Genomic DNA, 22,601 nt, shown 5'->3' on the forward strand with positions numbered 1-22,601 from the left:
CTTTACCTGTTTCAAGTTGTTGACCATCAAACCTTCAGACACTTCTTCTCATAAAAACCGGCTAAGAGCTCGGAGTTAGAAAAGCACTAACAATACTATTAAACAGTCCTGAACGTTCGAGGTGCGCCGTATGAGCACATAGAGGAATAACCGCAAGATTAGACCGTGTTATTGTATGCCAAAGTTGTTCAGTCTGCTCCCATGAATATGTCCGGTCGTGGTCCCCCCAAAGAATTAGTGTCTCTTTATCTAAGCTTTTAAGATGTGCTCTACCGTCCCATTTCCTCATCGCCTCCAAACCAGCCACAATAGCAGCTGCACTACTTTGTTCAGCAATTACAGCACATCCCTCGTATGCCGGATCATCTTCGCGAGCTAAAAACCAAGTTGCGGAAATACGGCGTGCTGTGGCTTTTGCCCCTTCAGATAGAGCCCGTTTTTTTGAAGTTTCAATTGTTTCAAATCGGCCAGGTAATACGCCTTGAGCACCTGTCCCATATAGCACCAAACGGCCAACATGATCTGGAGCCTGCGCCACCATTTCTTGTGCAATCATGCCGCCCATCGAATGACCAATTAGATCAAAGCAGCTAATTCCGCGCCTTATTAGCTCTGACAAAACCCAATCAGAATAAGCCTCAATGGTTGGCAATGGGGAGAGATGCGCATTTTGTCCGTATCCAGGCAAATCAACCGCAACAACACTCGCACTACCAAATGCAGTCTCTTGCGGCACCCATTGCGCGCTCCCCCCCATAAACCCATGCACGAAAACGATCGGATTCATTTACGGCCGCCTTGGACTATTCGATCAAGGATCATTGCACAGAATAAAATTGCAAACCCAGCAAGTATACCTTGCCCTACATTTGCGTATTGAAGTGCTTCAAGTACATCTTCACCGAGACCTTTTGCGCCAATAAGTGACGCAACAACAACCATCGCCAGTGAAAGCATGATTGTCTGGTTGATACCCGCTCTAATCGAAGGACTTGCCAATGGGAGATCAACTTTTGTCAGTAGGTACCATTTATTGGCACCAAAACTAATGGCTGCTTCCCGAACACTTTCAGGAACTCCACGTAAACCAAGAACAGTTAATCGTACAACGGGAGTACCACCAAAAATCATTGTAGTGACAACAGCGGCAGGCTTACCTGTCCCAAAGAAGGCAATGACTGGGATCATAAATACAAAGGCAGGCATCGTTTGCATAAAATCCATGATGGGTTGGATAAATGCGTAGAACCGAGGGCGCCTAGCCGCAAACATCCCCAATGGAATGCCTATTAGGATCGATAAACATGCAGCTGTTCCCAGGAGCGCAAGCGTCGTCATTGCTTTGTCCCAAAAACCCAAGAGGCCCATATAGGCAAGAAAAGCAGTAGAATAGATCGCCATTCTTACACCGGCGGTCAACCATGTCAGCAAAACAATCAACGCCGCGACAACAACCCAAGGCGTACTTACGAATACAAGTTCAAGTGCATCAAGAACGAGACGAATAAAGTAAGTTATGGCATCAAATAGCACCTCACCATTGAGCACGGCCCAGTTAAAAAAGGCCTCAACCTTACCTATACTGAATAGCCGTATATTGGGGTCGGTGGGAAAGTAACTCAGCAGCGCATAACGATCCGGGAACGAGTAGTGAAATGTTGCAGTTGCCACAATCAACAACATAAATACTGAACTGAGCACAATGTGCTGAAACGGCAAACCAGATCGAATGCTGTCGTCTGATAACCAGTCTGAGAAGCGCGCCTCTAAAGCCCAATTAGCGATTAATGATTGGCAGATCTTAACAAAAAGAAGAATAAGGACGCCACTTAAAGCGATTGTTGGCCCCTCAGCTGCCATTGCTGCAGCTTCATCTCGTATTCCACCAATATTGGCTTCTAAGGATTCAACGGTACGTCGATATACATCTTCTTTATCTGATTGGCTTTCTATAGCGGCAGCAAGCTGTTGTTTACGTAGTGCGAGTGTACCTTCGATCGATGCTATTCGAGCCATCGCTTCCGCACCAAGATCGCCAAATAAACCTCGTGCAATTTGTACAAAAGCTAGTGTTTCCAAAATCAGAAAAGGTAATGCCCAATTCCAAAGCCCCCTAGCACCGAACCAAATTGGACCAAATAACCCCGCCATCGCATTAAATGTGGCGGTAAAGCTTGCTGAGGCTCCAATCCGATCAAACATCATAATGTAGTAGGTTGGACTCGTTCGAACGAACGCACGGATGTTGTCTCTACGTGTCTCAGCATATTTTATCGCTGCTTCTGATGACGTGTCTTCCAGCGGATTGACACCAAGATCTGGATTTTGATCAATCATGACACTTCAGTCCCTTCGATTACAGTACGCAACAAATCGGCACGCGTGATAATTCCTGCGTCATCACCGCCAACTTGAACAACGATGGGCCTGTCATCATCGATAGCTAAATTAATTAATGTACTAAGCGTTGCATTCGCATCAACGCGCTTAGCATCTGCATTTACAGGCCCGTGGCTTGCTTCATGTAAATCTATGGGCTGCATAACCGCATGTGCGTGGACAACTTTTAAACGTGAAATCCCTGCAACAAAGTCAGCGACATAATCATCAGCTGGCTCCATCACGATGTCTTCAGCAGTCCCTATCTGAACAACCTTACCATCGCGCATGATTGCAATTCTGTCACCAATTCGTACCGCTTCATCCAAATCGTGCGTGATGAAAATTGTAGTCTTTTTCAATATTTTACTAAGACGAATAAATTCATCCTGTAATTGTCTTCTGATAAGAGGATCAAGAGCAGAAAAGGGTTCGTCCATTAACAAAACATCAGGGTTAGCAGCAAGCGCTCGGGCAAGGCCCACACGTTGCTGCATGCCGCCTGACAACTCGTGGGCAAATTTGGCACCCCACGCGCCAAGTTCGACGATATCAAGTATTGCTGCCGCTTGACGCATCCGTTCGTTTTTAGGCACTTGTCGGATTTCTAAAGGCATCGCAACATTATCCAAAACAGAACGATGGGGCATCAACGCAAAGTTTTGAAACACCATCCCTATTTTTTCATTTCTGAACTGTTGTAATTCGCGAGATGCCAACGCCATCACGTCAGTACCTTCAATTTTAATCTGCCCAGCAGTTGGTTCCAATAGACGATTAAAGTGACGCACTAACGTTGACTTTCCACTACCAGAAAGCCCCATAATACAGAAAATTTCCCCTCGTTTGACATCAAGGCTAACGTCAGCAACCCCAACCACAGCCCCAAACTGAGATAATACTTCAGATTTAGTCAAACCCTGTTCTTTCACTGCGGCTAAGGCTTCGGCCGATCGGGCTCCAAATATTTTCCAGACGTTGGAAATCTCAACAACAGTTTCCTGCATTTTGTACGTGCTCTTTCAATAAGGAAGACTACGATGCGGCACTTACATCAAAGGTAAGTGCCGCACGTTCTAAAGTGTTAAAGTCCAAGCATCGCATCAACACGGTCGGAGTTTGCTGCGATCCATGCTTTAGCCGCATCTGCTGGATCAACACCCTTCGCAGATACCTCAAAAGCTAAACTGCTAACGTCATCTGCAGTAACCGAGAAATTGGCAAAAAATTCTGCAATTGCCGGAGACCGGCCTTCAAGTGAATTGGACCAAGCAATTTGTACATTTTTCAATGCATCCTTAGTAGCGACATAGGAATTCTCATACCAATCAGCATCGTCTGAAGGCTGTACCATTTTATATTTTGCTTCATCAAAAGTTGGCTCACTTAGCATTTTGACATCGAACATAAACCACACAGCATGTGGCTTGTAGCAATAGAACGCATAACCTTCGCCTTTTGCGATGCTATCTTTGATACGAGCAGTCTTAACGCTTTCTTCGGCCCGTATAGGCTCGATGAAATCGAGTAGTCCGTAGTCGCGCGTTTTAACTTCGTTTACATTCGCTGACGCCCATCCTGGCGCACCAATCCACATCTCACCTTTTCCATTACCATCACTGTCCATTAACGCAGCGACATCAGGACGACCCAAGTCTGCAATGTCAGTGATATTATTTGCCGTGCCAAAATCGTTACTTACACAAAAGCCTTGATTGCCCTCATAAGGGTTAGATGACAGCGTTACTGTGCCTGCACCATCTACATACTTGTCGGTAAAGCTTTGTTGGTTTGGTAACCAGACATCAGGATGCACATCGATGTCACCTTTGCCCTGATCCATCGCTTGAAAAATCGTAGCATTATTACCAGGGACATACTCAACAGTTCCACCAATGCGAGATGTAACAATTTCTCCTAGAAGGTGACCAATGGCTTGTGCGCCTGTCCAAGATGGCAAGCCTATTTTCACGGACTCTGATGCAACCGCTGGCAAAGCAAAAATGCTAACGGCCATCGCCATGGCGCATGTTTTAAGTTTAGTTTTCATTTTTTGTTTCCTCTGTTGGGGGTGCGCCATTTCGACGTCTATAATTATGGTACATGAAAAAAGGAGATTCACTTTTCTCACTCATCCGGATTGCGGGAACGTGAAGGTAATGTTTGGCAACCGTCATGATATGCAAAGGTTAATCCAAGAAATTCGCTTAGTGCCAATTCGAACAACTCATAAAACTATGCTTAAGTTGCATAGTTTTGTGTTATGTCAAAAATAAAGTGATTTTATGAGAAGGTGATTCTAAGTGGACCTAAATTGGCTCAGAGATTTTGAATGCCTAGCAAGGACCTTAAATTTTACCCGTGCTGCAGATGAGCGGAACATAACTCAGTCGGCATTTAGTCGCAGAATCAAGGGATTAGAGAACTGGGTTGGATTGGCACTCATTAACAGAGCCACCTATCCCATTCAGTTAACAGAAGCTGGCCGGCAATTTCTGCCATCGGCACAAGCGGCAATTTTACATTTAGTAGATACTCGCCAGGCCATCAGAGATGCCGATGATGGAGGCAATAGCTTTGTACGAATTTCTGCACTACACACAATTTCAGTAAACTATTTATCCTCTCGTCTTGATGTCTTACAGCAAGAAATAGATGATTTCCGGGTCCGCGTAATTTCTGATTCACTGAGTTCATGCTGCGAACTCTTGGCCGAAGGCGCAGTAGATATTATGCTCTGCTACGATCATCCAGCCGTATCGCCGCGCATAGATGATAATAATTTCAACCGTAAAAATGTACACACTGAACGGCTATTACCTGTAGCACTAAAGGAGCAAGTAGAGCTTCTTGGCTGGAATTTGGCTGATGCAAAAAACCGTCCAATCCCATATCTGGCTTATGAACAGTCATCATTTTTGGGAACAGTTGCTGATAGCCTAATTTCGCAAAAAACTAAAAACTTAGACGTTATCTACATCGACGGACTAGTCGAAACTATCAAGCGGCGATTGATGAATGGAAATGGGTTTGCCTGGATGCCCGAAACTGCCATCGAGACTGAACTTGCTGCAGGCGCTCTGGTCCCCATTGGAAACGAGTCATCTATCGCAAAACTCAAAATTGCTGCATACACCAATCCCGCGGGATTATCCGGGCAAACCAAAGCCGTTTGGGAGCTACTGTAAGCCCCTAGGCTTTACATCGTAACCCAGTATTTTTTGTGATCAAAAGCGAAATCATACCCACCAAGAGCAGCCGCTCCACCAGTGTGTAGAAAGACGACACGCTCATCCTTGAAATGGCCCTTGCGCGCTAGATCAATCATCCCCGCTGCGCCTTTGGCAGAGTAGCACGGATCAAGCAGGATGCCCTCCAGCTCGGCAAACATTTTGATCGCCTCGATACCGCTTTCAGTTGGAATACCGTAACCTTCACCGACATAATCCGTGTTAGCCATCACATCCTCGCGCTTGACCACACCGGGACATCCAAGTTTCTCCGCCGTTTTACAGGCGAGTTCATAGACCATCTGTTCCTGCTTGGGCTGTGGGGCCCTGGTGCCAATGCCAAGGATCGGAATCTGAGCATTCATCGCGCACATGCCTGTGACCAGACCTGCTTGAGTGCCAGATGATCCAGTAGCATGGGTTAGACGATCGATTTTCATCCCCATTTTATTGGCCTGCTCGACCAATTCAAACGCAGCATTCACATATCCCAATGCACCTGTGGGATTGGAGCCGCCTCCAGGGATAACATAAACGGTATGACCTTTGGCACGCATTTTTTCTGCGGCTTTTTCCATCTCGCCAGGCATGTCGTGGCCTGCTGGAAACTTCTCCGTCGTAGCGCCATGCAGATGATCCAGCAAAACGTTACCGTTGGTGTTATAATTGCCGTCCTGATATCCGGTGCGATCTTCGAGCAGGATGTGGCACTTAAGACCCATCTTGGCGGCAAAGGCGGCTGTCTGGCGGCCATGGTTTGTCTGAGTCGCACCTTGCGTCATGACCATATCCGCACCCTGCTCAACCGCTTCGGCCATTAAGAATTCCAGTTTGCGTGTCTTATTGCCGCCAGTGGACATACCTGTGCAATCATCGCGCTTGATCCACAATTCGACGCCCAATTCTTTTGAAAGACGCTCCATCGGCTCAAGCGGTGTTGAGAGATGGGCAAGATGAACACGCGGGAAACGGGCAAGATGCATTGGAGAACTCCTAGTTGGCTTTTCTATAAATTATCTGACTAAATGCCTCAGTCCCAATGCAAAATTCGCATTACTGTTCGTGTATATTAACCAGCCATTACTCAGCGTGTATGCCCGTTTATTGGGCGCGACCAAGTTAGCTTCTAATCCTTAGCATAGAACAACAACTGATTATTTAAGCAGAGCCCAAAAAGCGAAAAGAGGAATGTCTGAAGAACGCATGGCATGAGTAATGTTATGTTGGTTATAAAATGTGCCCCCTTCACTCACCTGTACCCATTCCTGAAGTTCGTTTCTGAAATCACCTGAACTAATGACCAAGTAAGTTTCTTCAGGCGAGTGCCGATGATCAGGGTACCGTACATTTGGGGCCAAAAGCGTCACACCTAACTGCAAAGAACCTGGATTTTTGAGACCTCCAGGCCCTATTATTATTGCGTTTGCGTGATTGCTTGCGAAATTATCACTTGCGGCATCATTGCCTCCATGACGGATACGCCACTTCAGCCACGGTTCAATTTCTTCAAACTTTCTCATTAGAAACTGCAAATCTGGGTCAAGAAAGCTGCAATTTGCCAACACTTCATCCATGTGCTGGCATGCCGAAACACGGCCACTGACTACCTCCGCCTCAGGTGCAGTCTCTTCGATCACAGCAAAAAACTTGTTTAGTGATGCAATCAAATATGGGTCTTGCGTGCGCGACAAGTAGGCCGTCTTTGCTGCAATAATGAATTCATTAAGCACTTTTGTGTTGGTTTGAATATGCATTTTGAAGGCACCATTGTAGCTCTAATCTTGAAAAGATGAGCAAGAAAACCCAACGATTGTCTACATATTTTGCAAACAATAACTTTCCAGGTTTCAAGCGATGAGTTTGGTAAGATCGCTATGTGTGCCCGTACACCCGCTTTGAAGCGTTCCGCGGCCGCTCTAATCCAGGATCTTTACGTTCAACTACAATAGTTTCTGAAGATAAATTTTATCATCAACATCTGCAACATATCAGCCTAGTCAGCTAGAAAGTATACCTAAGTAGACTTTGCCAGCTCAGTTGTAAGCAGATAGCGTCTCCAACAACAGCAAACGGAGAGCCCAATGTCAGCATTACTTGATCACGTTGATCCAACAGGTCTGGAAGAGTTTTCTGTCGTATTTACAGACAGATCACTCAACCACATGAGCAGCACGTTTCAAGGCGTAATGAACGACATCTCTTCAATGCTAAAGGAAGTCTACTGTGCAGACGCAGTCGTCCTAATACCGGGTGGCGGAACATTTGGCATGGAAGCTGTCGCTCGACAGTTCGCAAGAAACTCAAAAGCACTGGTGGTCCGCAACGGTTGGTTTAGCTACCGGTGGAGCCAGATTATTGAAAATGGTAACTTAACATCCGAAACAACGGTTCTGAAGGCTCATAGGAAAGGTAATGAAAGCCAGTCGGCTTTTGCGCCAGCTCCTATTGAGCAAGTAGTAGAAACCATTCGGACCGAAGCGCCTGATGTTGTATTTGCCCCTCACGTGGAGACAAGCGCAGGCATTATCTTGCCTGACAGCTACATCGAAAAAATGGCAGAAGCGGCTCATGAAGTAGGAGCCCTTATGGTGCTGGATTGTATCGCTTCTGGGTGTGTCTGGGTTGATATGAGAAAGTTGGGTGTTGATGTACTAATTTCCGCACCACAAAAAGGCTGGAGTGCATCGCCTGCAGCAGGTCTTGTGATGCTATCAGATCGGGCTGTTCAGCGGCTTGAAAACACACAATCCGACAGCTTTGCCATCGATTTAAACAAATGGCACCAAGTAATGAAAAGTTATGAGAATGGTGGTCATTCTTACCATGCGACCATGCCCACTGATGCCCTCAAATTGTTTCGTGATACCATGCTTGAGACGCGCCAATATGGCTTTCAAAAACTTAAAGAAGCACAATGGGAATTAGGTAATCAGGTCCGCAAAATATTAGCTTCACGCGGCATAACATCAGTTGCAGCTGACGGCTTTGGTGCGCCGGGCGTTGTTGTATCCTACACTAACGATCCAGATGTTCAGAATGGTAAGAAGTTTGCTGAGAACGGTGTTCAGATTGCAGCTGGCGTGCCACTACAGTGTGATGAGCCTGCTGACTTCAAAACTTTTCGTTTGGGTTTATTCGGCCTAGACAAACTGTACGATGTAGCCGCTACGACAAATCGAGTGCGCAGAGCGCTGGACGCTGCAAAAATATAGCGACTGCAAACATGAGCGAAAGTAGCCGAGGGAGAGGTATGGCGCCCCAACTAAACGGTGGTCAACACAGCGTTTCCGCCCTGCCCTCAAAATGACACTAAAAACACACTTACGCGCACACCAAAAATATTGCTGCGCAAATCATTGATAATAAATGTCTAAATTACACCGCCTCCATTGAAAATCCTCGTGTCGGTGGTTCGATTCCGCCCCCGGGCACCATTTATCAATCAATATCAATGACTTAGACTAGCGCCATGCACGCTTAAGTTGTGTTTTTCAAAAACACACCAAACACACACTTTTTGCCGTGTTGCTCACTATTTCGAGCGCTGAATCACGGTGTTGAACACAGTGTTGGCTGGTGCTGTGTTGCTAACACTGTGTTGGCAGAGTTTTGGGCGAACATGGTTGGTAATACAAAGAACGCGATTGCTGGTTTTCCGCCCAGAGCGGACTTTGGCGCTAGGCGCGGCGAATGGCTGCTTCGAGCCCAGAGTGTCGGATGCTGCAGGTTGTACCAATGTCTGCAGTGCGTCGGACAGCCACCGTCTGTAATCAGATGACGCCGAGCAGTTTCCACCACAAAAAATCAAGCGGCACGAGGACGAGCAGCGTGATGATTGACAGGACAACCGTCACCTTCAACAGTGGGCGTGTATTTTCCCCAGCCAACCCCATAGCAACGATCAACGGGCCGACCTGATAGGGAAAGATGACGGTCGAAAACCCGATGACCTGTGTCATCAGAACAGCGGTGAGCGAGAACCCCGTGGTTTCCACCAGATCGCTCGCAAGCGGAGTCAAAACCGCCGGCGCGCCGGGCGCAGTAGTAAAGATCGACGTGCCCGTTCCCAAAACCGACAAGGACATGAAGTTCATAAAGTCTTGACCGGCTTGCAATGGAAGGACGGCAAATGCCTCGGTTGCGATGATGTCGCCCAGCCCGCTAGAGGCCACGATCGTGCCAAGCGTCAAAGCGCCGGCCACAAACAACAGCATCGAGAAGTCGACCGATGATTTGAAAACCGCCGGTGGCACGAAGCCCAGTTGCGGCACCATCAAAACCAGCGATGCGCCCAAGCCAATCCATGCAGCATTGATTCCGTGCAACTGGTCCGTCGCCCACAGACCAAGCGTCAGCAACAGGATTGCCATCAGCGCGGTCTGGCGCCCTCCCGCTACGGCACCTTGTTTCGTTGGGGTATCGGTGGACTGGACCTGTCCCGGAAAGAAATACAGCACGAGACCGACGATGACGGCAGATTTCAGCATGCCCAATACAGGGTAGTGCAGCAACAAATAGTCGGCGTAACTGAAATGCACCCCGAAGGATTGCTCGGCCACGCCTGACAGGATGATGTTGGGGATGTTGGACGGCAGGATCGCAAAGCTGGGCATGTTCGTCCCGATCGCAATAATTACCGCAACGCCCGTGCGCCCTTTTGATCCTTTACCAAGCCCCAAGGCATCCGCCAGCGCCATGCCGACAGGTACCAAAACCGCAGCCCGCCCAAGAGAGGACGGCATCACAAACCCCAGCAGCATCCCCAGTATCATAAGCCCTGCGATCAACGTCGCGTAGCTTTTTGATAGATGCGGCCGCGCCAAGGCTCCCATGCGTGCGCCCAGCCCCGAATGGGTGATCGCCGCCCCGATGACAAATCCCGCCACCACAAGCCAGATCGCGGTAGATGAGAAGCTGGAAAAGACCTCTTGTGGGGTGGCCAGATTGCCCAAGATCAGCGCAGTGAACAGGAACGTAGATCCGACATACCCAGGCACCACCCCTGTGCCCCAGATCGCCAAAGTTACAAGCATGACTCCAAAGGTCATGGCTTGCTCGCTTGTCATACTTGCAGGCTGCGCAATTGCGGCCCAAGCCGCCAACGCTACAGCCAGTACGAAGATATAGTCTTTTGCGCGTGTCATAGGGATCACTTTGTAGATGGAGTGTTCAATGGAAGCCTTAGGAGCATGAAATTTCACCGGAAAGAGTGGTCCGACCGCAATCGCAGTACAGTGGCAAAGTGGCACAGGCTTACGCCGAAATTCTCATCAGAAGAGACAGAATGACATCAACGAAGTGACGTCATTCTGTTAAATGGGGCCGCTGGTTAACGGCTCTCAAAATAGTTCAAGGGCACCTTCAGATAGGAACGGCCATTGTCCTCTGCCATTGGGAGGCGCCCACCCCGAATGTTGATCTGCAGCGCGGCCAGCATCAACTTTGGCAGTGCCAACGTCGCATCACGGGCATCCCGCACAGCGCGGTATTCAGCCTTTAACGGGTTGTCCTGCCAGTGGATGTTAAACGCACGGTGCTGCGCGACCGTTGCTTCGCATTCCGCATCCCGATCAGGGGCGTAGTCGTGACCGACAAAGACGCGCGTGTCCTCTGGCAATGCAAGAATAGCCGAAATGCTGTCATAGAGCGCTGCCGAACTGCCGCCCGGGAAATCCGCCCGAGAGCTGCCGCTGTCCGGCATCATCAGCGTGTCATGCACGAAGGCCGCATCCCCTGCCACGTAGGTGATCGACGCCATCGTATGCCCCGGCGAGAACATCACCGTAACCGGCACATTGCCCACCATGAATGTGTCACCATCGGCGAACAGGCGGTCCCATTGGCTGCCATCCGTCGGGAAATCCTTGGGGAGGTTGTAGATGTCCTGCCAAAGGCTTTGGACACCGGTCACTTTTTCGCCAATGGCCGTGGGCGCGCCAGTTTGGGCTTTTAACCACGGCGCAGATGAAAAGTGGTCAGCGTGGGGGTGCGTGTCCAGAATCCAGACCAGTTCGATGCCTGTCTCGCGCACATAGTTCAAAAGAATCTCAGCGTTCTTCGTGGATGTCGCGGCGGCCAGCGGATCGTAATCAAGGACCGGATCAACGATGGCCCCTTTCATGGTCTCGGGGTCGTGGAAAACATATTGCCAGCTTCCGGTCGGTTTGTCCCAGAAGCCTTTTACGATTGGATTGCTCATTGGTTCTCTCCTGTGCGTGATTGTAGGAAGGTGGACCAAGCCCGAAGGCTTGGGCAGGGAGGATCAGCGTGTGCTTGCTTTCATCATCCACAGTTCTTTTTCGTGATATTCCAGACGATCTGTCAGAATACCGGCAGAGACTTCGTCGCCCGCGTCGCCGCTTGTTTCGATAGCATTGCGCAGCGTGTCGGCAAGAGCCTCATGGCCAGCCGCCAGCTTTGTCACCATTTCTTCGGCGGATTGCGCGGGCATATCTTCCGGTGTGGCCAGTGCCATCAGGTCGGCAACAGACCCCGGCGCATAGGCGCCTTGAGTGCGGATACGCTCGGCGATCTCGTCCAAAGCGCCCCAGAGGTTTTGGTATTGCTCTTCAAACATCACGTGCAGCTGGCGAAAATTGGGACCTTCTACGTTCCAGTGATAGCCGTGCGTCTGGACATAGAGGCGGAATGTTTCACCCAATACGGCGTTCAGGGCGTCAATGTTCTTTTGGGATACGTCAGTCATGGGTCTTGCTCCTTGGGGTATGAATTCACTGCGCTAGGCAGATGTGGAAAAGTGGGGCGGTCGTGAGCGGGCCATGATGGCCCGCCCTTCGTGTCAGAGCATGCGGGTTGAAAAATACCAGTCCACAGTCTCAAAGCCTTCATCAGCACGGGCCATCGCGGCCTCTGGCGTTGCTGGCGTCGGCACGATCACAGGCTCACCGGGTTTCCAGTTTTCAGGCATCGCGCAAGAATTCTCATCGGCTGTCTGCATTGCGACCAACAGGCGGTAGATTTCATCCACCGACCGGCCTGCGTTCATCGGGTAATAGACCATCGCACGCAGCACGCCTTCGGGGTCGATCAGGAACGTGGCCCGCACAGCGGCGGTATCGGACGCACCGGGCTGGATCATCCCGTAGGCTTGGGCCACCGCCATGTTGAGGTCGGCGATGATCGGGAATTTGATCTCGACACCGAACTTTTCCTTGATGTTCAGCATCCACGCGATGTGGCTGTAGTGGCTGTCGACGGACAGGCCCAGAAGCTCTGTGTTGCGGGCGTTGAAATCGTCCTGTTTCTTGGCGAAGCCGATGAATTCCGTGGTGCAAACTGGTGTGAAGTCGGCAGGGTGTGAGAAGAGAACCAGCCATTTGCCCTTATAGTCAGCAAGCGTCTTGCGGCCGTGTGTTGTTGGGGCGTCGAACGCCGGAGCAGGTTCGTTCAAGCGTGCGCCGGGCTGTTGTACTTGGTCTGTCATATCATCTGTCCTTGGATTGATCGTTTTGATGAGACAGAGATACGCGCTGGACGCAGATAGAGGAAATTGAATATAAAACTAATAATGATAGAGGAAATCGATAAGTGATCACGCTCCGCCAAATGCGCTATCTTACAGCCGTCGCTGACACGCTGAATTTTTCGCGTGCGGCAGACCTGTGCTTTGTGACCCAGCCGACACTCAGTGCGGGCATCAAAGAACTTGAGGATCGACTTGGGGTTCAATTGATCGAACGCACCCGCCAAACCGTGATGCTAACAACCGTCGGAGAAGAGATCACGACGCGTGCCCGTCAGCTCTTGTTGGATACCGCAGAGATCGAGACCGTTGCAAAGGCCCATCGAAATCCGTTTGAGGGCGACTTGAAACTAGGGGCAATTCCGACAATTGGCCCCTTCCTGCTGCCACATGCCCTGCCCGCAATCCGCAACGCGTTTCCCGACCTGCGCGTTTACATGCGCGAAGAGATGACCGAAAGCCTCATTGAGGGGCTCCATGCAGGTCGCCTTGATCTGATCCTGATCGCGCTGCCCTTTGATACGGGGGCTTTGGAGATCATGCCGCTCTTTGAAGACGGATATCAGCTGGCCACCCCCGCGGACTGGCCTGTCCCGCGCGGGACAGAAATACTGACGAAGGGCGGACAGCTCATGTTGCTGGAAAAGGGGCATTGCCTTCAGCGTCATGCGCTGGAGGCGTATCCAGAACGCATCCTGTCGGTGCAGGATAGTTTTTCAGCGACCAGTCTGACGACATTGATTGCAATGGTGTCCGAGGGGTTAGGCGTTACTCTTTTGCCGAACCTCGCAATTGAAGCGGGGGTCGTGGGCGGCAGCGACGTTCGCCTCACCCCGCTCCCCGACGCCTGCCCACGTCACGTGGTTCTTGCGTGGCGACCTGGATCGGCACGCGACGAACTTTTCAGAAAACTTGGCGGCCTGTTACAGCGCGATGAATAAAAACTTGCGAGAGACTGAAACAGGAATGTTTAAGGTAATCGGCAGAGGGCGTTGATTAAAGCCCACACCACTGAATACCTGGTGCCCGTTGGTTTACATGTTTCCTACCGAATCCCCAGACGGGCACAAACACGTCTAATGATCCCGGGAACGCTGAACGTTCTGGCGTGGTAGCTATCATGTGTCGTGCTCGTGTCTCCGTGACGACACACATCTTATACTGGACGGCGAGGTGCGGGTATATTGGCGTGAACGCAGCAAGCGCTGGTAAGCGGCCTTTGTGATTGATGGGCACAACCATTGCATCAATAACTAAACAACCATGTTGGCTGTTGCTGTGTTGCTAACACTGTGTTGGCAGAGTTTTGTCTGGACATTATTGGTGGCATCATTGGTTTAATTGCCAACAGTGTGGGCTTCAGTAGGTCCCACACACCGACGTGACCAGTTTCAGTACTACAAATATGACGTGTCGATCTAATGCTAAACTACGAGATCACCTGTCATGGGCATCGTGTGACGATCCACATCGTTGTATTCTTGCAAGAGAGGTCTTTGGCTATCTAACCAATTTACCCCGCGTTTGATATTTTCTTCCAGCATTTCGCTATCTCGAACAACCATGGCAACAACTTCCTCATCCGTCCGCATTAGACGATGGTCACCATCTGCGAATACTTGGGCGTGCCAGTCTTGGATATTCTGCAAGAATTCATCAAAATATTCAGGCTTGGGTTTGAATCGTACAATCGATAGTTTTTTGGTCATTCCTGCATTCCTTCAATAATCATTAAATCAGCATCACATCCAGTATCGCGAATTGCCTTTGCGGCCTGATACTCATCGCTGAAATAGAACTTTTCCGCGGCCTCTTTGCTTTCAAATTCAAGCATAGTCACCACGCCCGATACATTGCCCTCATGGCGATCAGCGTGTGGGCCGCGTGCAAGTATTCTACCGCCATATTGTTCAATGGATGGCAATGCTGCTTCCGAAAATTTTTTAAACGCTTCTGGGTCTTTCACGCGTAAATTGGCAATTAAATAGCCTTTAGGCATTTTGATTTCCTCTCAGAATTTTCACTTCTATAGGCACTTTAGGTATCCTTTTCATCTGCAGTCGACGATGCTCATGTCTAGGTTGACCTTGCGATTGTCGACAGTCTAGTCTGCATGTTAAAGTGGTTTGGAGGCATGACATGCTTGACTTGAAAATCGTCGAAGAGGAAATGTGCCCAATCGGCCTGGCTGGACACCTGCTTATTGACAAGTGGATCCCAATAATTATCCGCGAAATTGCGCTATTTGATCGACGTGGCTTCAACGAGATATTGAAAAACAATCGTGAGGGAATTTCTTCGGCTTCGCTGTCATCACGATTGCACTATATGGTACAGCTGGGCCTGTTGAATGTTCAAAAATCGGACAATCACGCGCAGAAGAAGCTTTATTTCCTCACTGAAGCTGGGATCGCTTTCGTACCTATTTTGTTTCACTTGGCTAGTTGGACTGCCGAATTCAGAAACCCCTCGCCGGAATTTGTTTCGCGCACCAGTCCATTTCATTCAGGGGACGATGATTTGAAAAAGAAGCTACTCGAACGACTGTACCAGATTCATGTGACGAAGACGATTGAACCAACGCCTTTGTGGTGGCTGGCTGATAACCTATAAATTTTCAGTTACACGCGGCTGCGCGTTCGACAATGTCAACTGTGAAGCATAAACAATCCTGAACCTGTTTCAACTGCCAAGCCCTAGCAGGCTAACACACACTTTCGTAGACTTGTCGGTGCGCTCTGCCGTAGTGTTGCGGTGAGGAGCGGGACATGCGGCAGCTGCGTGAAGACACACATCTGATACTGGACGGCGAGGTGCGTGTGTATCGACGTGAGCGCAGCAAGCGCTGGCAGGCAGCCTTTGTGATTGATGGGCACACTATCCGCATCAGCACAGGCAAGCGCGATTTAGCTGAGGCCAAGGAATACGCCCGCGATACGTTTCTTGAGTACAAGTTCCGCCACAAGAATGACCTACCTGTTGTGACCAAGAAGTTCTCTGATGTGGCCAAGCTGGCCATTGCGGATATGCGCAAGCAGCTGGATGCGGGCTTAGGGCGTAAAGTGTTCGCAGATTACATCGTATGTATTGAGCGTTATCTGATCCCGTTCTTCGGTGCACAGTATGTGACCACCATTGATTACGAGAAGGTGCAGCAGTTCTACGAGTGGCGGCGTGCTAAGATGGGGCGTGAGCCAAAGGCTAGTACGCTGAACACACATAACTCAGCCATGAACCGTGTGTTTGAAGAAGCTGTGGCGCGGGGCTTTATAGCGCACAAGAATGTGCCGCTACTGGTGAACCGTGGTGAGAAGAGTGAACGACGCCCAGACTTCACCCGCGAAGAATACGCCACACTCATCCGCAAGCTGCCCAGCTGGATTGATACTGGCAAGGCAGGCAAACCCACAGACATGCGTCACCTCATGCGGGACTATGTGTTGATTATGGCCAATACAGGCATGCGGCACGGCACAGAGGCGCTAAACCTCAAGTGGAAGCACGTGACGCTGTTTGAGGAAAAGGATCTGCAATACTTGGAGATGAGCGTGTCAGGCAAGACTGGTCGCAGAGACATCATCTGCCGCAGTGGTACGATCAACTACCTCAAGCGCATACACGAGCGGTCAGAGGACATACGCCACATCCCCTTTGAAGACCTGCTCAAGCAGCGTATCGATCTGCCAGTGTTCAGATTGCCCGATGGTACGGTCTCAAAGAACATCCACCAGACGTTCCGCAAGTTCCTCAAAGACATAGGGCTGATCACATGCCCGCGCACGGGGCAGAACCGCACTCTCTACAGCCTACGTCACACCTATGCGACCTTCGCTCTGCTCAACGACGGGATGGATATACATGCACTCGCAGTACAGATGGGTACAAGCATAGGCATGATTGAGCGGCATTACAGTCATCTCACCCCACGCCTCAAGAAGGATATGCTCACGGGCAAGAGGTATGAGTTGAGCAGCGATGAGTTTGAGGTGCGTTAACTGTATTTTGAATAGTGTTATCTAGTTACGGATTACGCTCAATCGCATGCTCAAACTGCCGGCCTAAATTCATTGCCATTTGAGTGCCCAAAGCAACTGAGTGCTTGTTATTATCAGCTTTTACCGCATGAATACCCGTAATAGACTTGATCAGCTCCTCAAGGCCCTGAAGGCCCGCTCCACCACCGGTGATCATCATTCCATCTTCTTGAATATCGCCTGCAAGATCAGGCGGAGTCTGCTCTAGTATCTTCAAAATTGCTTCGCTCAATTGCTGCGCTAAAGGTGCTAATGCAGTAGCAATATCGGCTTGCGTGACTTTTTGCTGTTCTGGCAACCCAGTTAAGGCATGACGACCACGTAAAACAACGTGTTCACCCTGCCCATCTGGTGGCATTATGACACTTCCAATCGAGTGTTTCATTTCTTCGCATGACGCTAAACCGACATGCAGATTGTACGTTTTCTTAATGTAGTTTGAAATTACGACGTCAAAGTGACGACCCCCAATCCTTTCTGAGCGGGCCACAACCACGCCCCCCAAAGAAAGTACTGCTATTTCAGAAGTTCCACCGCCAATATCAATTACCATTGATCCTCGCGGACTAAGCACTTTCAATCCTGCTCCTAAGGCTGCAGCCATTGGTTCCTGGACAAGCCCGACATCTTTACCGCCCGCCGCTTCAATTGTCGCTTTAATAGCTCTTTTTTCAACAGCTGTTGCGCCATAAGGAACACAAACATAAACAATTGGCTTACGCCATTTAGAAAGTCTGACAACTTTTGCAAAAAACGCCGTAATCATTGACTGTGCGGCATCAAAATCTGCAATCACACCGTCAGACAACGGCTGCACAGCCCGTATGCTACCTGGTGTTTTGCCCAGCATGAGCTTCGCATCATCTCCAACGGCCAACATTTTTTCCTGATTATTAGTCGTGTGAAACGCAATCACCGACGGCTCATCCAAAATGACACCATTTTTGTTGTCACAAATCACAATGTTTGACGTGCCTAAGTCTATGCTAATTTTATGACGCAAGCCTTACCTCCACTGCAACAAAGTAGCTACTTTCGTGCAAATTTATTTCGCCTGTAACCGATATAGTAAAAACCGCGATTTAAAACCAAGAAAGAGCACGGCACTGATTTTGGATATTACATTAAAGTAATTCCACGGCCTCAGTTAGCTGCTCTGCGTTCACATCAATATACCTCTGGGTGGTGCTGATATGCGAATGCCCCGCCAATTCTGCTAGCAAGCGCACACCCACGCCTTTGTTGGCCAAGCGTGTGATATAAGTGCGCCTTCCCGAATGGCTTGAAGCGTCCTTAAGCCCTACAGCTTTGTAGATATCCAAGAACAGCTGACACATGGTGTTTGCCGAGAAGTGCCCACCCTTTTGGCTCTCAAACAATGCGTGATGCGGCTTGGCTGTGCGGATTGATGCGCTGTACTCCAGCAGTGCTTTGCGCAAGCGCTGGTTCAAATACACAGTACGCGTATGCCCACCCTTGCTTTGCTCCGCTGTGAGTATGAACTGTGTGCGTACGTCGCCCGCTTCATCAAACACATTGCCCACGGTGAGCGCGGCAATCTCCTTGGCTCGCAGTCCTGCGTAAAAGCTGACCAGTATGATCGTTTCATCACGCACCGGATGACGCCGGCTGCGGCAGTACTGTATCACGCGGCGCAGCTGCGCATCATTGAGTGTCTGTGCTTGGCGCATGTACTGATCCACTCAAAACCTAATCATTTGTTAGCTTTGAGCATAAAGTCTGAGATATTGGTCTTCCTACCGGAAAGACGTCTTTCCTGAAGTCTATGTTTTACAATGACTTACGCAATAATCTCATGCTATGTGTGTTCTATGAGGTTTTGGGCTGTGTGATTGCGCTCAGTACAAGCCTTGCTGCTATGCTCCGCTGCCTACAACACATCCCTCCCAAAACATGGAGACAGCGGAGCTTTGCAGCGCCATAGGCACTGCGAAGCCAAGAACCTGGCATTTAAATCACCTCATGCCAAGTTATAATCGAAATGATCAATCAGTAGCGCTTACAAGCTTTGAGGTCGTGGACTGCGTGATACCATTTACCGTGCTTGAGCACTTGCATCATCAATCGTTTGCCATAGATAACGACCGCAACTTAATAGGAGGCCTTAAATGTTTGATCAGTCAAAAGTCAGGGCTCTTGTGGAGCCAATACTCAACGCCAGTGATCCAGCAAAAGCATTGCGGGAACACGTGCTCGGTGCAGGAGGTAAATGGGCTGAGCCAGATAGCACGGATCTATTCGAGATTAGCTATGCTGGAATTGCAGGTATTGGCTTTGGCACCGAAGAAGCCGCAGAGCACTGGATTGCAAATGCCATAACTCAATTAAGCATTGAGCAGTTAGAAGCACTGGCATAACCAGCTCATGCGTGGGCCTGTAGCTCAACTGGTTAGAGCAGAGCGCTCATAACGCTTTGGTTGCGGGTTCAAGTCCTGCCGGGCCTACCACACATTTGCCATCTTTTTGGAACTAGTGAGCGTACTGGCCTGTGCCATCAACAGTCCACTAATTATCTTTGCCTTAAATAGTCTAACATGGTTTCAGCCGACGAAACGGTCATTGGCACCCCTGCTGGATTATCGCACAAGCCAGGCTCGGCAAAAAACTTTATGATTTCCCTATTTTCCACCAACATCGAGTAACGCCAGCTGCGCATCCCCATGCCTTGCGCTGATCGATCCACCAGCATACCCATTTTCCGCGCAAATTCACCGTTCCCATCAGGCAACATCGACACACGCTGTATGTTTTGTGCCTTGGCCCATTGGAACATCACAAATGCATCATTCACAGCGGAACAGATAACGTCATCAATCCCTTGCGCAATAAATGCATCATAGAGGTGTTCGTAACCCGGCAGGTGGCTTTCCGAACATGCTGGCGTAAACGCACCGGGCAACGCAAAGAACACCACACGTTTCTTTTTAAATAGATCATCAGCTGTCAGCTTTTGCCATTCGAACGGGATTTTAACACCTTGGTCAGGAATACGCACACGCGTATGAAACGCAGCATCTGGCACTTTTTGTTGAAACATCTGGTATTACCCTAATTCGGTTGCTTGGCGTCATATATTACCTTCAATATTAAACCAAACAATCCCACCAAATCCATTAACATATCAATATTTGAATACTTAGTGATTATCTGATACACGTACCTTAGTCGCTAGTACTTCGTTATTAGCAAATGCCCAAAAGGTGAGTGAATGATCCGAACTGTCATGTACCAAAGCACTCCGAAGACAGAGATGCATAGCACTGATGACAGTGACATAATGGAAGCCGCCTGGAAGCATAATGAGGCTATGGGTATAACTGGCTTTTTACTGCGAACACCTTACAATTACTTCCAAGTGATCGAAGGTCAGCCCGAAGTAGTTGATGACCTGATCTTGATGATACGCAATGATACACGGCACCAAAGCGTGGAGATACTCTCAGACAAGTCTTCTCAAAATCGTGCATTCGACACTTGGTGCATGGATTACCATATTGCTTCTGAAGATGAAGGTGCCGATATTATTTCTAAATTGGGCACAGGCGAAGATTTTGTTGCCGCTTTAATTAGTTACATGCAGCGCAAATCGAAACAAAAAATAGCCCGCTCACCGTTAAAGGCATTTGGCTAGTAAGCTATCTCACCCAGAGCTCTGCCAACCCTATCGTGTATTATGTGTCTATCTGTTCAAGCTCAGCTTCGCCGAGCTGACTTTCGGTGTTTGTTCAATCGCTCTCGCTCATTCACAAACACCTTCAGTCTTTTGATTTGCGTTTAAGGAGATCAAATCGCTTAAGCACTATGATCATATATGAACGGGATCTCATCCAGATTGTGTAATCATACCAAGGCTATCCGCTGCCTTGGTATGACGAAGACCTCATCCGAGTTGCTTTCGCCTGTCATGAGCGCAACCTTGTTACAGGAAGCTGGGGTTTCTCGATCAGCTTTACGCGCCACCTTTTCAGCAACGCACCCAATGCATCCAAAGCCATGACAAACCATGGACACGGGCGTGGGGTTCTCTTGCGAGCCTTGTACTCCCACTCCTGCCATCTCTCTCTGCAGACGCTGGATGACACAGCGACAGTTGAACATGCAGCTCGGCTACTGCGCGGCATCCCTAACATCCTCCGCCACAGCGTGACCTGTGTTCGGATCTTCTTGGGGCATCTTACGATGCATAGAGCCTGTCGCCGATCTTAAAGACAGCACAACCATTTTAGTCTTCACGTGTATTTATCAACGGCAGCAAAAAACCGTCCAAAACTGACTATTCTGCAGCCACTGCCACAGGTGCTTTCTTTGGAGCTTTACGCGCAGCGCTTTTGGCCTCAGCCTCTTTGATGATCTTTACAAATCTTGGGTGTACAAAGTCAGGTTCAAGTCCTGCCAGCATACACACTTCGCTAAACTCACGGGTTGGATAGCTCCCAACCCACCTTGCTGCAGTGGCAAAGTCTTTATGTCCTTCATGACTGCGGTTTGCGTCACGAATGTCCCGAAGAACTTGGAACAATACTGCCTGCCAGAGCAATTGGTGTGAGGAGGAATCGGACATTGCAATAGATTAGCCAGAATGCACAAAGTGTCATCACGATAGTTAACAAATTGATCAATATTCTTCTGCCAGCATGATCGTGAGTACACGCGCGGTGACAGTTGGATCGCTTGGGTCTGGCGAATGCATGGTAAGATCGACATCCAAGTAATCGAACTTCCAAAACACAGTCTCGCCTAAGTATCTGAGCGATCCGAAGTCGTGCTCGCCGTAGGGATCGTTGTCAGGCGTGAAGGTGTTATACTTGCGCACTTGATCTAAGAGATGAGGTAGATTGTCTAACGCCTGAACTCCCTGAGTGATCACAACACGACAGTCTGTGAATGAGCGCCGTGCGTGATCATTAAGTGCTGCTATTTTAACTGTGGTTGCATCATGCATTTGCTGCAGCTTTGGCAGCCCCTGGCTTTAGGCGCGGTTGGCGTTCGGCCACTTTGGTGATGGCTGTGTCCAGCTCTCCTGCCGCCGCTGCATTTAGGAAAGCATCCAGAACACCAGCGACATCTTCTAGTGTTTTGACCAGTACCGCGTTGTTGGTGCCATCGGCTGCAATCACACGCGCCCCGTATCTGCACTGCACATACCAGCCACCGTCTTGCTCAAAAAACCATGGGCGCACTCGGCGGTGGGTTTTGACCATAACGCGCTCTCCTGTGTCATTGGTCATCCACTTGTGCCGCTCAACACGGTGATCTTCTTTCTTGAGTGCTGCCGCGTGCACCAGCTTTTGTTCTTTGAGCCCGGCAACCAGTTTGTCACGTCGTGCTATGATGGGATCGCGTTTGGTGCTGCGATCTACTGTCTTGAATGTAAGCTTTGCCAGATGTGTCATATCCGCTCCTACCTGTTTGGTTACAGCTAAAGCGTATGTTCAAACAACGCAGTGGACGACC

At 49.3% G+C, this 22,601-nt stretch carries 25 protein-coding genes and 1 tRNA gene; 8 read left to right on the forward strand and 18 right to left on the reverse strand.

The window, feature by feature from the left end:
• Positions 1-61: 61 nt before the first annotated feature.
• From OLX08_RS04630 to OLX08_RS04645, 4 genes are all read right to left on the reverse strand, one after another.
• Entirely contained in the window at positions 62-787 is a 726-nt protein-coding gene (locus tag OLX08_RS04630; protein ID WP_391482772.1) for an alpha/beta fold hydrolase, read from the reverse strand.
• The gene (locus tag OLX08_RS04635; protein ID WP_391482773.1) at positions 784-2,337 is read right to left on the reverse strand and encodes an ABC transporter permease; all 1,554 of its coding nucleotides are present in this window, start codon (positions 2,335-2,337) and stop codon (positions 784-786) included. The genes OLX08_RS04630 and OLX08_RS04635 overlap by 4 nt, the downstream gene beginning before the upstream one ends.
• Positions 2,334-3,386 (reverse strand): quaternary amine ABC transporter ATP-binding protein, encoded by a 1,053-nt coding sequence (locus tag OLX08_RS04640; protein ID WP_334067949.1) that lies wholly within the window; start codon positions 3,384-3,386, stop codon positions 2,334-2,336. The genes OLX08_RS04635 and OLX08_RS04640 overlap by 4 nt, the downstream gene beginning before the upstream one ends.
• Positions 3,387-3,463: 77 nt before the next feature.
• Positions 3,464-4,429 (reverse strand): glycine betaine ABC transporter substrate-binding protein, encoded by a 966-nt coding sequence (locus OLX08_RS04645; RefSeq protein ID WP_391482775.1) that lies wholly within the window; start codon positions 4,427-4,429, stop codon positions 3,464-3,466.
• A 253-nt stretch (positions 4,430-4,682) separates the two neighbouring features.
• Here OLX08_RS04645 and OLX08_RS04650 point away from each other — a divergent pair, with 253 nt between their 5' ends.
• Complete coding sequence (locus OLX08_RS04650; protein ID WP_391482777.1) at positions 4,683-5,567, forward strand: LysR family transcriptional regulator; 885 nt, start codon at positions 4,683-4,685, stop codon at positions 5,565-5,567.
• 11 nt (positions 5,568-5,578) lie between these two features.
• On the opposite strand, the gene OLX08_RS04655 is transcribed toward OLX08_RS04650, so the two are convergent.
• Together OLX08_RS04655 and OLX08_RS04660 are read right to left on the reverse strand one after the other, a co-directional pair.
• Entirely contained in the window at positions 5,579-6,592 is a 1,014-nt protein-coding gene (locus tag OLX08_RS04655; protein WP_391482779.1) for a D-cysteine desulfhydrase, read from the reverse strand.
• Positions 6,593-6,763: 171 nt separating this feature from the next.
• Complete coding sequence (locus tag OLX08_RS04660) at positions 6,764-7,363, reverse strand: dimethylsulfonioproprionate lyase family protein (protein ID WP_391482780.1); 600 nt, start codon at positions 7,361-7,363, stop codon at positions 6,764-6,766.
• A 327-nt stretch (positions 7,364-7,690) separates the two neighbouring features.
• On the opposite strand from OLX08_RS04660, the gene OLX08_RS04665 reads away from it, so the two are divergent.
• Complete coding sequence (locus OLX08_RS04665; protein ID WP_391482782.1) at positions 7,691-8,821, forward strand: aminotransferase class V-fold PLP-dependent enzyme; 1,131 nt, start codon at positions 7,691-7,693, stop codon at positions 8,819-8,821.
• A gap of 558 nt (positions 8,822-9,379) precedes the next feature.
• Here OLX08_RS04665 and OLX08_RS04670 read toward each other — a convergent pair.
• From OLX08_RS04670 to OLX08_RS04685, 4 genes are all read right to left on the reverse strand, one after another.
• The gene (locus tag OLX08_RS04670; RefSeq protein ID WP_391482783.1) at positions 9,380-10,753 is read right to left on the reverse strand and encodes an SLC13 family permease; all 1,374 of its coding nucleotides are present in this window, start codon (positions 10,751-10,753) and stop codon (positions 9,380-9,382) included.
• Between the two features lie 185 nt (positions 10,754-10,938).
• The gene (locus tag OLX08_RS04675; RefSeq protein ID WP_391482784.1) at positions 10,939-11,808 is read right to left on the reverse strand and encodes an MBL fold metallo-hydrolase; all 870 of its coding nucleotides are present in this window, start codon (positions 11,806-11,808) and stop codon (positions 10,939-10,941) included.
• A 63-nt stretch (positions 11,809-11,871) separates the two neighbouring features.
• Entirely contained in the window at positions 11,872-12,315 is a 444-nt protein-coding gene (locus OLX08_RS04680; RefSeq protein WP_391482785.1) for a Dps family protein, read from the reverse strand.
• 93 nt (positions 12,316-12,408) lie between these two features.
• Positions 12,409-13,053 (reverse strand): peroxiredoxin, encoded by a 645-nt coding sequence (locus OLX08_RS04685; protein WP_391482787.1) that lies wholly within the window; start codon positions 13,051-13,053, stop codon positions 12,409-12,411.
• A gap of 104 nt (positions 13,054-13,157) precedes the next feature.
• Between OLX08_RS04685 and OLX08_RS04690 the strand changes: the two genes are divergently transcribed.
• Complete coding sequence (locus tag OLX08_RS04690) at positions 13,158-14,033, forward strand: hydrogen peroxide-inducible genes activator (protein WP_391482788.1); 876 nt, start codon at positions 13,158-13,160, stop codon at positions 14,031-14,033.
• A gap of 483 nt (positions 14,034-14,516) precedes the next feature.
• Here OLX08_RS04690 and OLX08_RS04695 read toward each other — a convergent pair whose 3' ends face one another.
• Together OLX08_RS04695 and OLX08_RS04700 are read right to left on the reverse strand one after the other, a co-directional pair.
• Positions 14,517-14,801 carry a hypothetical protein gene (locus OLX08_RS04695; protein WP_391482789.1) on the reverse strand — a complete coding sequence of 95 codons (285 nt, stop codon included), beginning with the start codon at positions 14,799-14,801 and terminating at the stop codon, positions 14,517-14,519.
• Positions 14,798-15,091 carry a DUF1330 domain-containing protein gene (locus tag OLX08_RS04700; RefSeq protein WP_038010195.1) on the reverse strand — a complete coding sequence of 98 codons (294 nt, stop codon included), beginning with the start codon at positions 15,089-15,091 and terminating at the stop codon, positions 14,798-14,800. The genes OLX08_RS04695 and OLX08_RS04700 overlap by 4 nt, the downstream gene beginning before the upstream one ends.
• Before the next feature lie 140 nt (positions 15,092-15,231).
• On the opposite strand from OLX08_RS04700, the gene OLX08_RS04705 reads away from it, so the two are divergent.
• Positions 15,232-15,705 (forward strand): winged helix-turn-helix transcriptional regulator, encoded by a 474-nt coding sequence (locus OLX08_RS04705; protein WP_391482791.1) that lies wholly within the window; start codon positions 15,232-15,234, stop codon positions 15,703-15,705.
• A gap of 155 nt (positions 15,706-15,860) precedes the next feature.
• Positions 15,861-17,087 carry a tyrosine-type recombinase/integrase gene (locus tag OLX08_RS04710; protein ID WP_391482793.1) on the forward strand — a complete coding sequence of 409 codons (1,227 nt, stop codon included), beginning with the start codon at positions 15,861-15,863 and terminating at the stop codon, positions 17,085-17,087.
• A 25-nt stretch (positions 17,088-17,112) separates the two neighbouring features.
• Here OLX08_RS04710 and OLX08_RS04715 read toward each other — a convergent pair whose 3' ends face one another.
• A complete protein-coding gene (locus OLX08_RS04715) occupies positions 17,113-18,129 on the reverse strand; it encodes a rod shape-determining protein (protein ID WP_391482794.1) in 1,017 nt (338 codons plus the stop codon).
• Positions 18,130-18,250: 121 nt separating this feature from the next.
• Entirely contained in the window at positions 18,251-18,817 is a 567-nt protein-coding gene (locus tag OLX08_RS04720) for a tyrosine-type recombinase/integrase (RefSeq protein ID WP_391482796.1), read from the reverse strand.
• A gap of 438 nt (positions 18,818-19,255) precedes the next feature.
• Here OLX08_RS04720 and OLX08_RS04725 point away from each other — a divergent pair, with 438 nt between their 5' ends.
• Both OLX08_RS04725 and OLX08_RS04730 read left to right on the forward strand, forming a co-directional pair.
• Complete coding sequence (locus OLX08_RS04725; protein ID WP_391482797.1) at positions 19,256-19,504, forward strand: hypothetical protein; 249 nt, start codon at positions 19,256-19,258, stop codon at positions 19,502-19,504.
• Between the two features lie 13 nt (positions 19,505-19,517).
• Positions 19,518-19,594: transfer RNA gene (locus OLX08_RS04730), tRNA-Ile, on the forward strand.
• A 62-nt stretch (positions 19,595-19,656) separates the two neighbouring features.
• On the opposite strand, the gene OLX08_RS04735 is transcribed toward OLX08_RS04730, so the two are convergent.
• Positions 19,657-20,184 (reverse strand): peroxiredoxin, encoded by a 528-nt coding sequence (locus OLX08_RS04735; protein ID WP_391482799.1) that lies wholly within the window; start codon positions 20,182-20,184, stop codon positions 19,657-19,659.
• 171 nt (positions 20,185-20,355) lie between these two features.
• Between OLX08_RS04735 and OLX08_RS04740 the strand changes: the two genes are divergently transcribed.
• The gene (locus OLX08_RS04740; RefSeq protein ID WP_391482801.1) at positions 20,356-20,778 is read left to right on the forward strand and encodes a BLUF domain-containing protein; all 423 of its coding nucleotides are present in this window, start codon (positions 20,356-20,358) and stop codon (positions 20,776-20,778) included.
• Positions 20,779-21,420: 642 nt separating this feature from the next.
• On the opposite strand, the gene OLX08_RS04745 is transcribed toward OLX08_RS04740, so the two are convergent.
• The 3 genes from OLX08_RS04745 to OLX08_RS04755 are packed head-to-tail and all read right to left on the reverse strand — an operon-like array spanning position 21,421 to position 22,540.
• Complete coding sequence (locus OLX08_RS04745) at positions 21,421-21,708, reverse strand: hypothetical protein (protein ID WP_391482802.1); 288 nt, start codon at positions 21,706-21,708, stop codon at positions 21,421-21,423.
• A 54-nt stretch (positions 21,709-21,762) separates the two neighbouring features.
• Positions 21,763-22,089, reverse strand: a complete 327-nt coding sequence (locus OLX08_RS04750) for a DUF3768 domain-containing protein (RefSeq protein ID WP_391482803.1) — start codon at positions 22,087-22,089, stop codon at positions 21,763-21,765.
• Entirely contained in the window at positions 22,082-22,540 is a 459-nt protein-coding gene (locus OLX08_RS04755) for a hypothetical protein (RefSeq protein ID WP_391482805.1), read from the reverse strand. The genes OLX08_RS04750 and OLX08_RS04755 overlap by 8 nt, the downstream gene beginning before the upstream one ends.
• Between the last annotated feature and the right edge of the window lie 61 nt (positions 22,541-22,601).

The sequence above is a fragment of the Nereida ignava genome (assembly GCF_047114695.1).
In the GTDB taxonomy this organism is placed as follows: domain Bacteria; phylum Pseudomonadota; class Alphaproteobacteria; order Rhodobacterales; family Rhodobacteraceae; genus Nereida; species Nereida ignava.

Bases quoted from the DNA above. Each gene is read 5' to 3' on its own strand.
- OLX08_RS04675 (WP_391482784.1), bottom strand. From the start codon at position 11,808: ATGAGCAATCCAATCGTAAAAGGCTTCTGGGACAAACCGACCGGAAGC.
- OLX08_RS04700 (WP_038010195.1), bottom strand. From the start codon at position 15,091: ATGCCTAAAGGCTATTTAATTGCCAATTTACGCGTGAAAGACCCAGAA.
- OLX08_RS04725 (WP_391482797.1), top strand. From the start codon at position 19,256: ATGTTTGATCAGTCAAAAGTCAGGGCTCTTGTGGAGCCAATACTCAAC.
- OLX08_RS04720 (WP_391482796.1), bottom strand. From the start codon at position 18,817: ATGCGCCAAGCACAGACACTCAATGATGCGCAGCTGCGCCGCGTGATA.
- OLX08_RS04670 (WP_391482783.1), bottom strand. From the start codon at position 10,753: ATGACACGCGCAAAAGACTATATCTTCGTACTGGCTGTAGCGTTGGCG.
- OLX08_RS04660 (WP_391482780.1), bottom strand. From the start codon at position 7,363: ATGCATATTCAAACCAACACAAAAGTGCTTAATGAATTCATTATTGCA.
- OLX08_RS04740 (WP_391482801.1), top strand. From the start codon at position 20,356: ATGATCCGAACTGTCATGTACCAAAGCACTCCGAAGACAGAGATGCAT.
- OLX08_RS04705 (WP_391482791.1), top strand. From the start codon at position 15,232: ATGCTTGACTTGAAAATCGTCGAAGAGGAAATGTGCCCAATCGGCCTG.
- OLX08_RS04745 (WP_391482802.1), bottom strand. From the start codon at position 21,708: ATGTCCGATTCCTCCTCACACCAATTGCTCTGGCAGGCAGTATTGTTC.
- OLX08_RS04750 (WP_391482803.1), bottom strand. From the start codon at position 22,089: ATGCATGATGCAACCACAGTTAAAATAGCAGCACTTAATGATCACGCA.
- OLX08_RS04645 (WP_391482775.1), bottom strand. From the start codon at position 4,429: ATGAAAACTAAACTTAAAACATGCGCCATGGCGATGGCCGTTAGCATT.
- OLX08_RS04710 (WP_391482793.1), top strand. From the start codon at position 15,861: ATGCGGCAGCTGCGTGAAGACACACATCTGATACTGGACGGCGAGGTG.
- OLX08_RS04685 (WP_391482787.1), bottom strand. From the start codon at position 13,053: ATGACAGACCAAGTACAACAGCCCGGCGCACGCTTGAACGAACCTGCT.
- OLX08_RS04655 (WP_391482779.1), bottom strand. From the start codon at position 6,592: ATGCATCTTGCCCGTTTCCCGCGTGTTCATCTTGCCCATCTCTCAACA.
- OLX08_RS04695 (WP_391482789.1), bottom strand. From the start codon at position 14,801: ATGACCAAAAAACTATCGATTGTACGATTCAAACCCAAGCCTGAATAT.
- OLX08_RS04735 (WP_391482799.1), bottom strand. From the start codon at position 20,184: ATGTTTCAACAAAAAGTGCCAGATGCTGCGTTTCATACGCGTGTGCGT.
- OLX08_RS04635 (WP_391482773.1), bottom strand. From the start codon at position 2,337: ATGATTGATCAAAATCCAGATCTTGGTGTCAATCCGCTGGAAGACACG.
- OLX08_RS04640 (WP_334067949.1), bottom strand. From the start codon at position 3,386: ATGCAGGAAACTGTTGTTGAGATTTCCAACGTCTGGAAAATATTTGGA.
- OLX08_RS04630 (WP_391482772.1), bottom strand. From the start codon at position 787: ATGAATCCGATCGTTTTCGTGCATGGGTTTATGGGGGGGAGCGCGCAA.
- OLX08_RS04680 (WP_391482785.1), bottom strand. From the start codon at position 12,315: ATGACTGACGTATCCCAAAAGAACATTGACGCCCTGAACGCCGTATTG.
- OLX08_RS04665 (WP_391482782.1), top strand. From the start codon at position 7,691: ATGTCAGCATTACTTGATCACGTTGATCCAACAGGTCTGGAAGAGTTT.
- OLX08_RS04755 (WP_391482805.1), bottom strand. From the start codon at position 22,540: ATGACACATCTGGCAAAGCTTACATTCAAGACAGTAGATCGCAGCACC.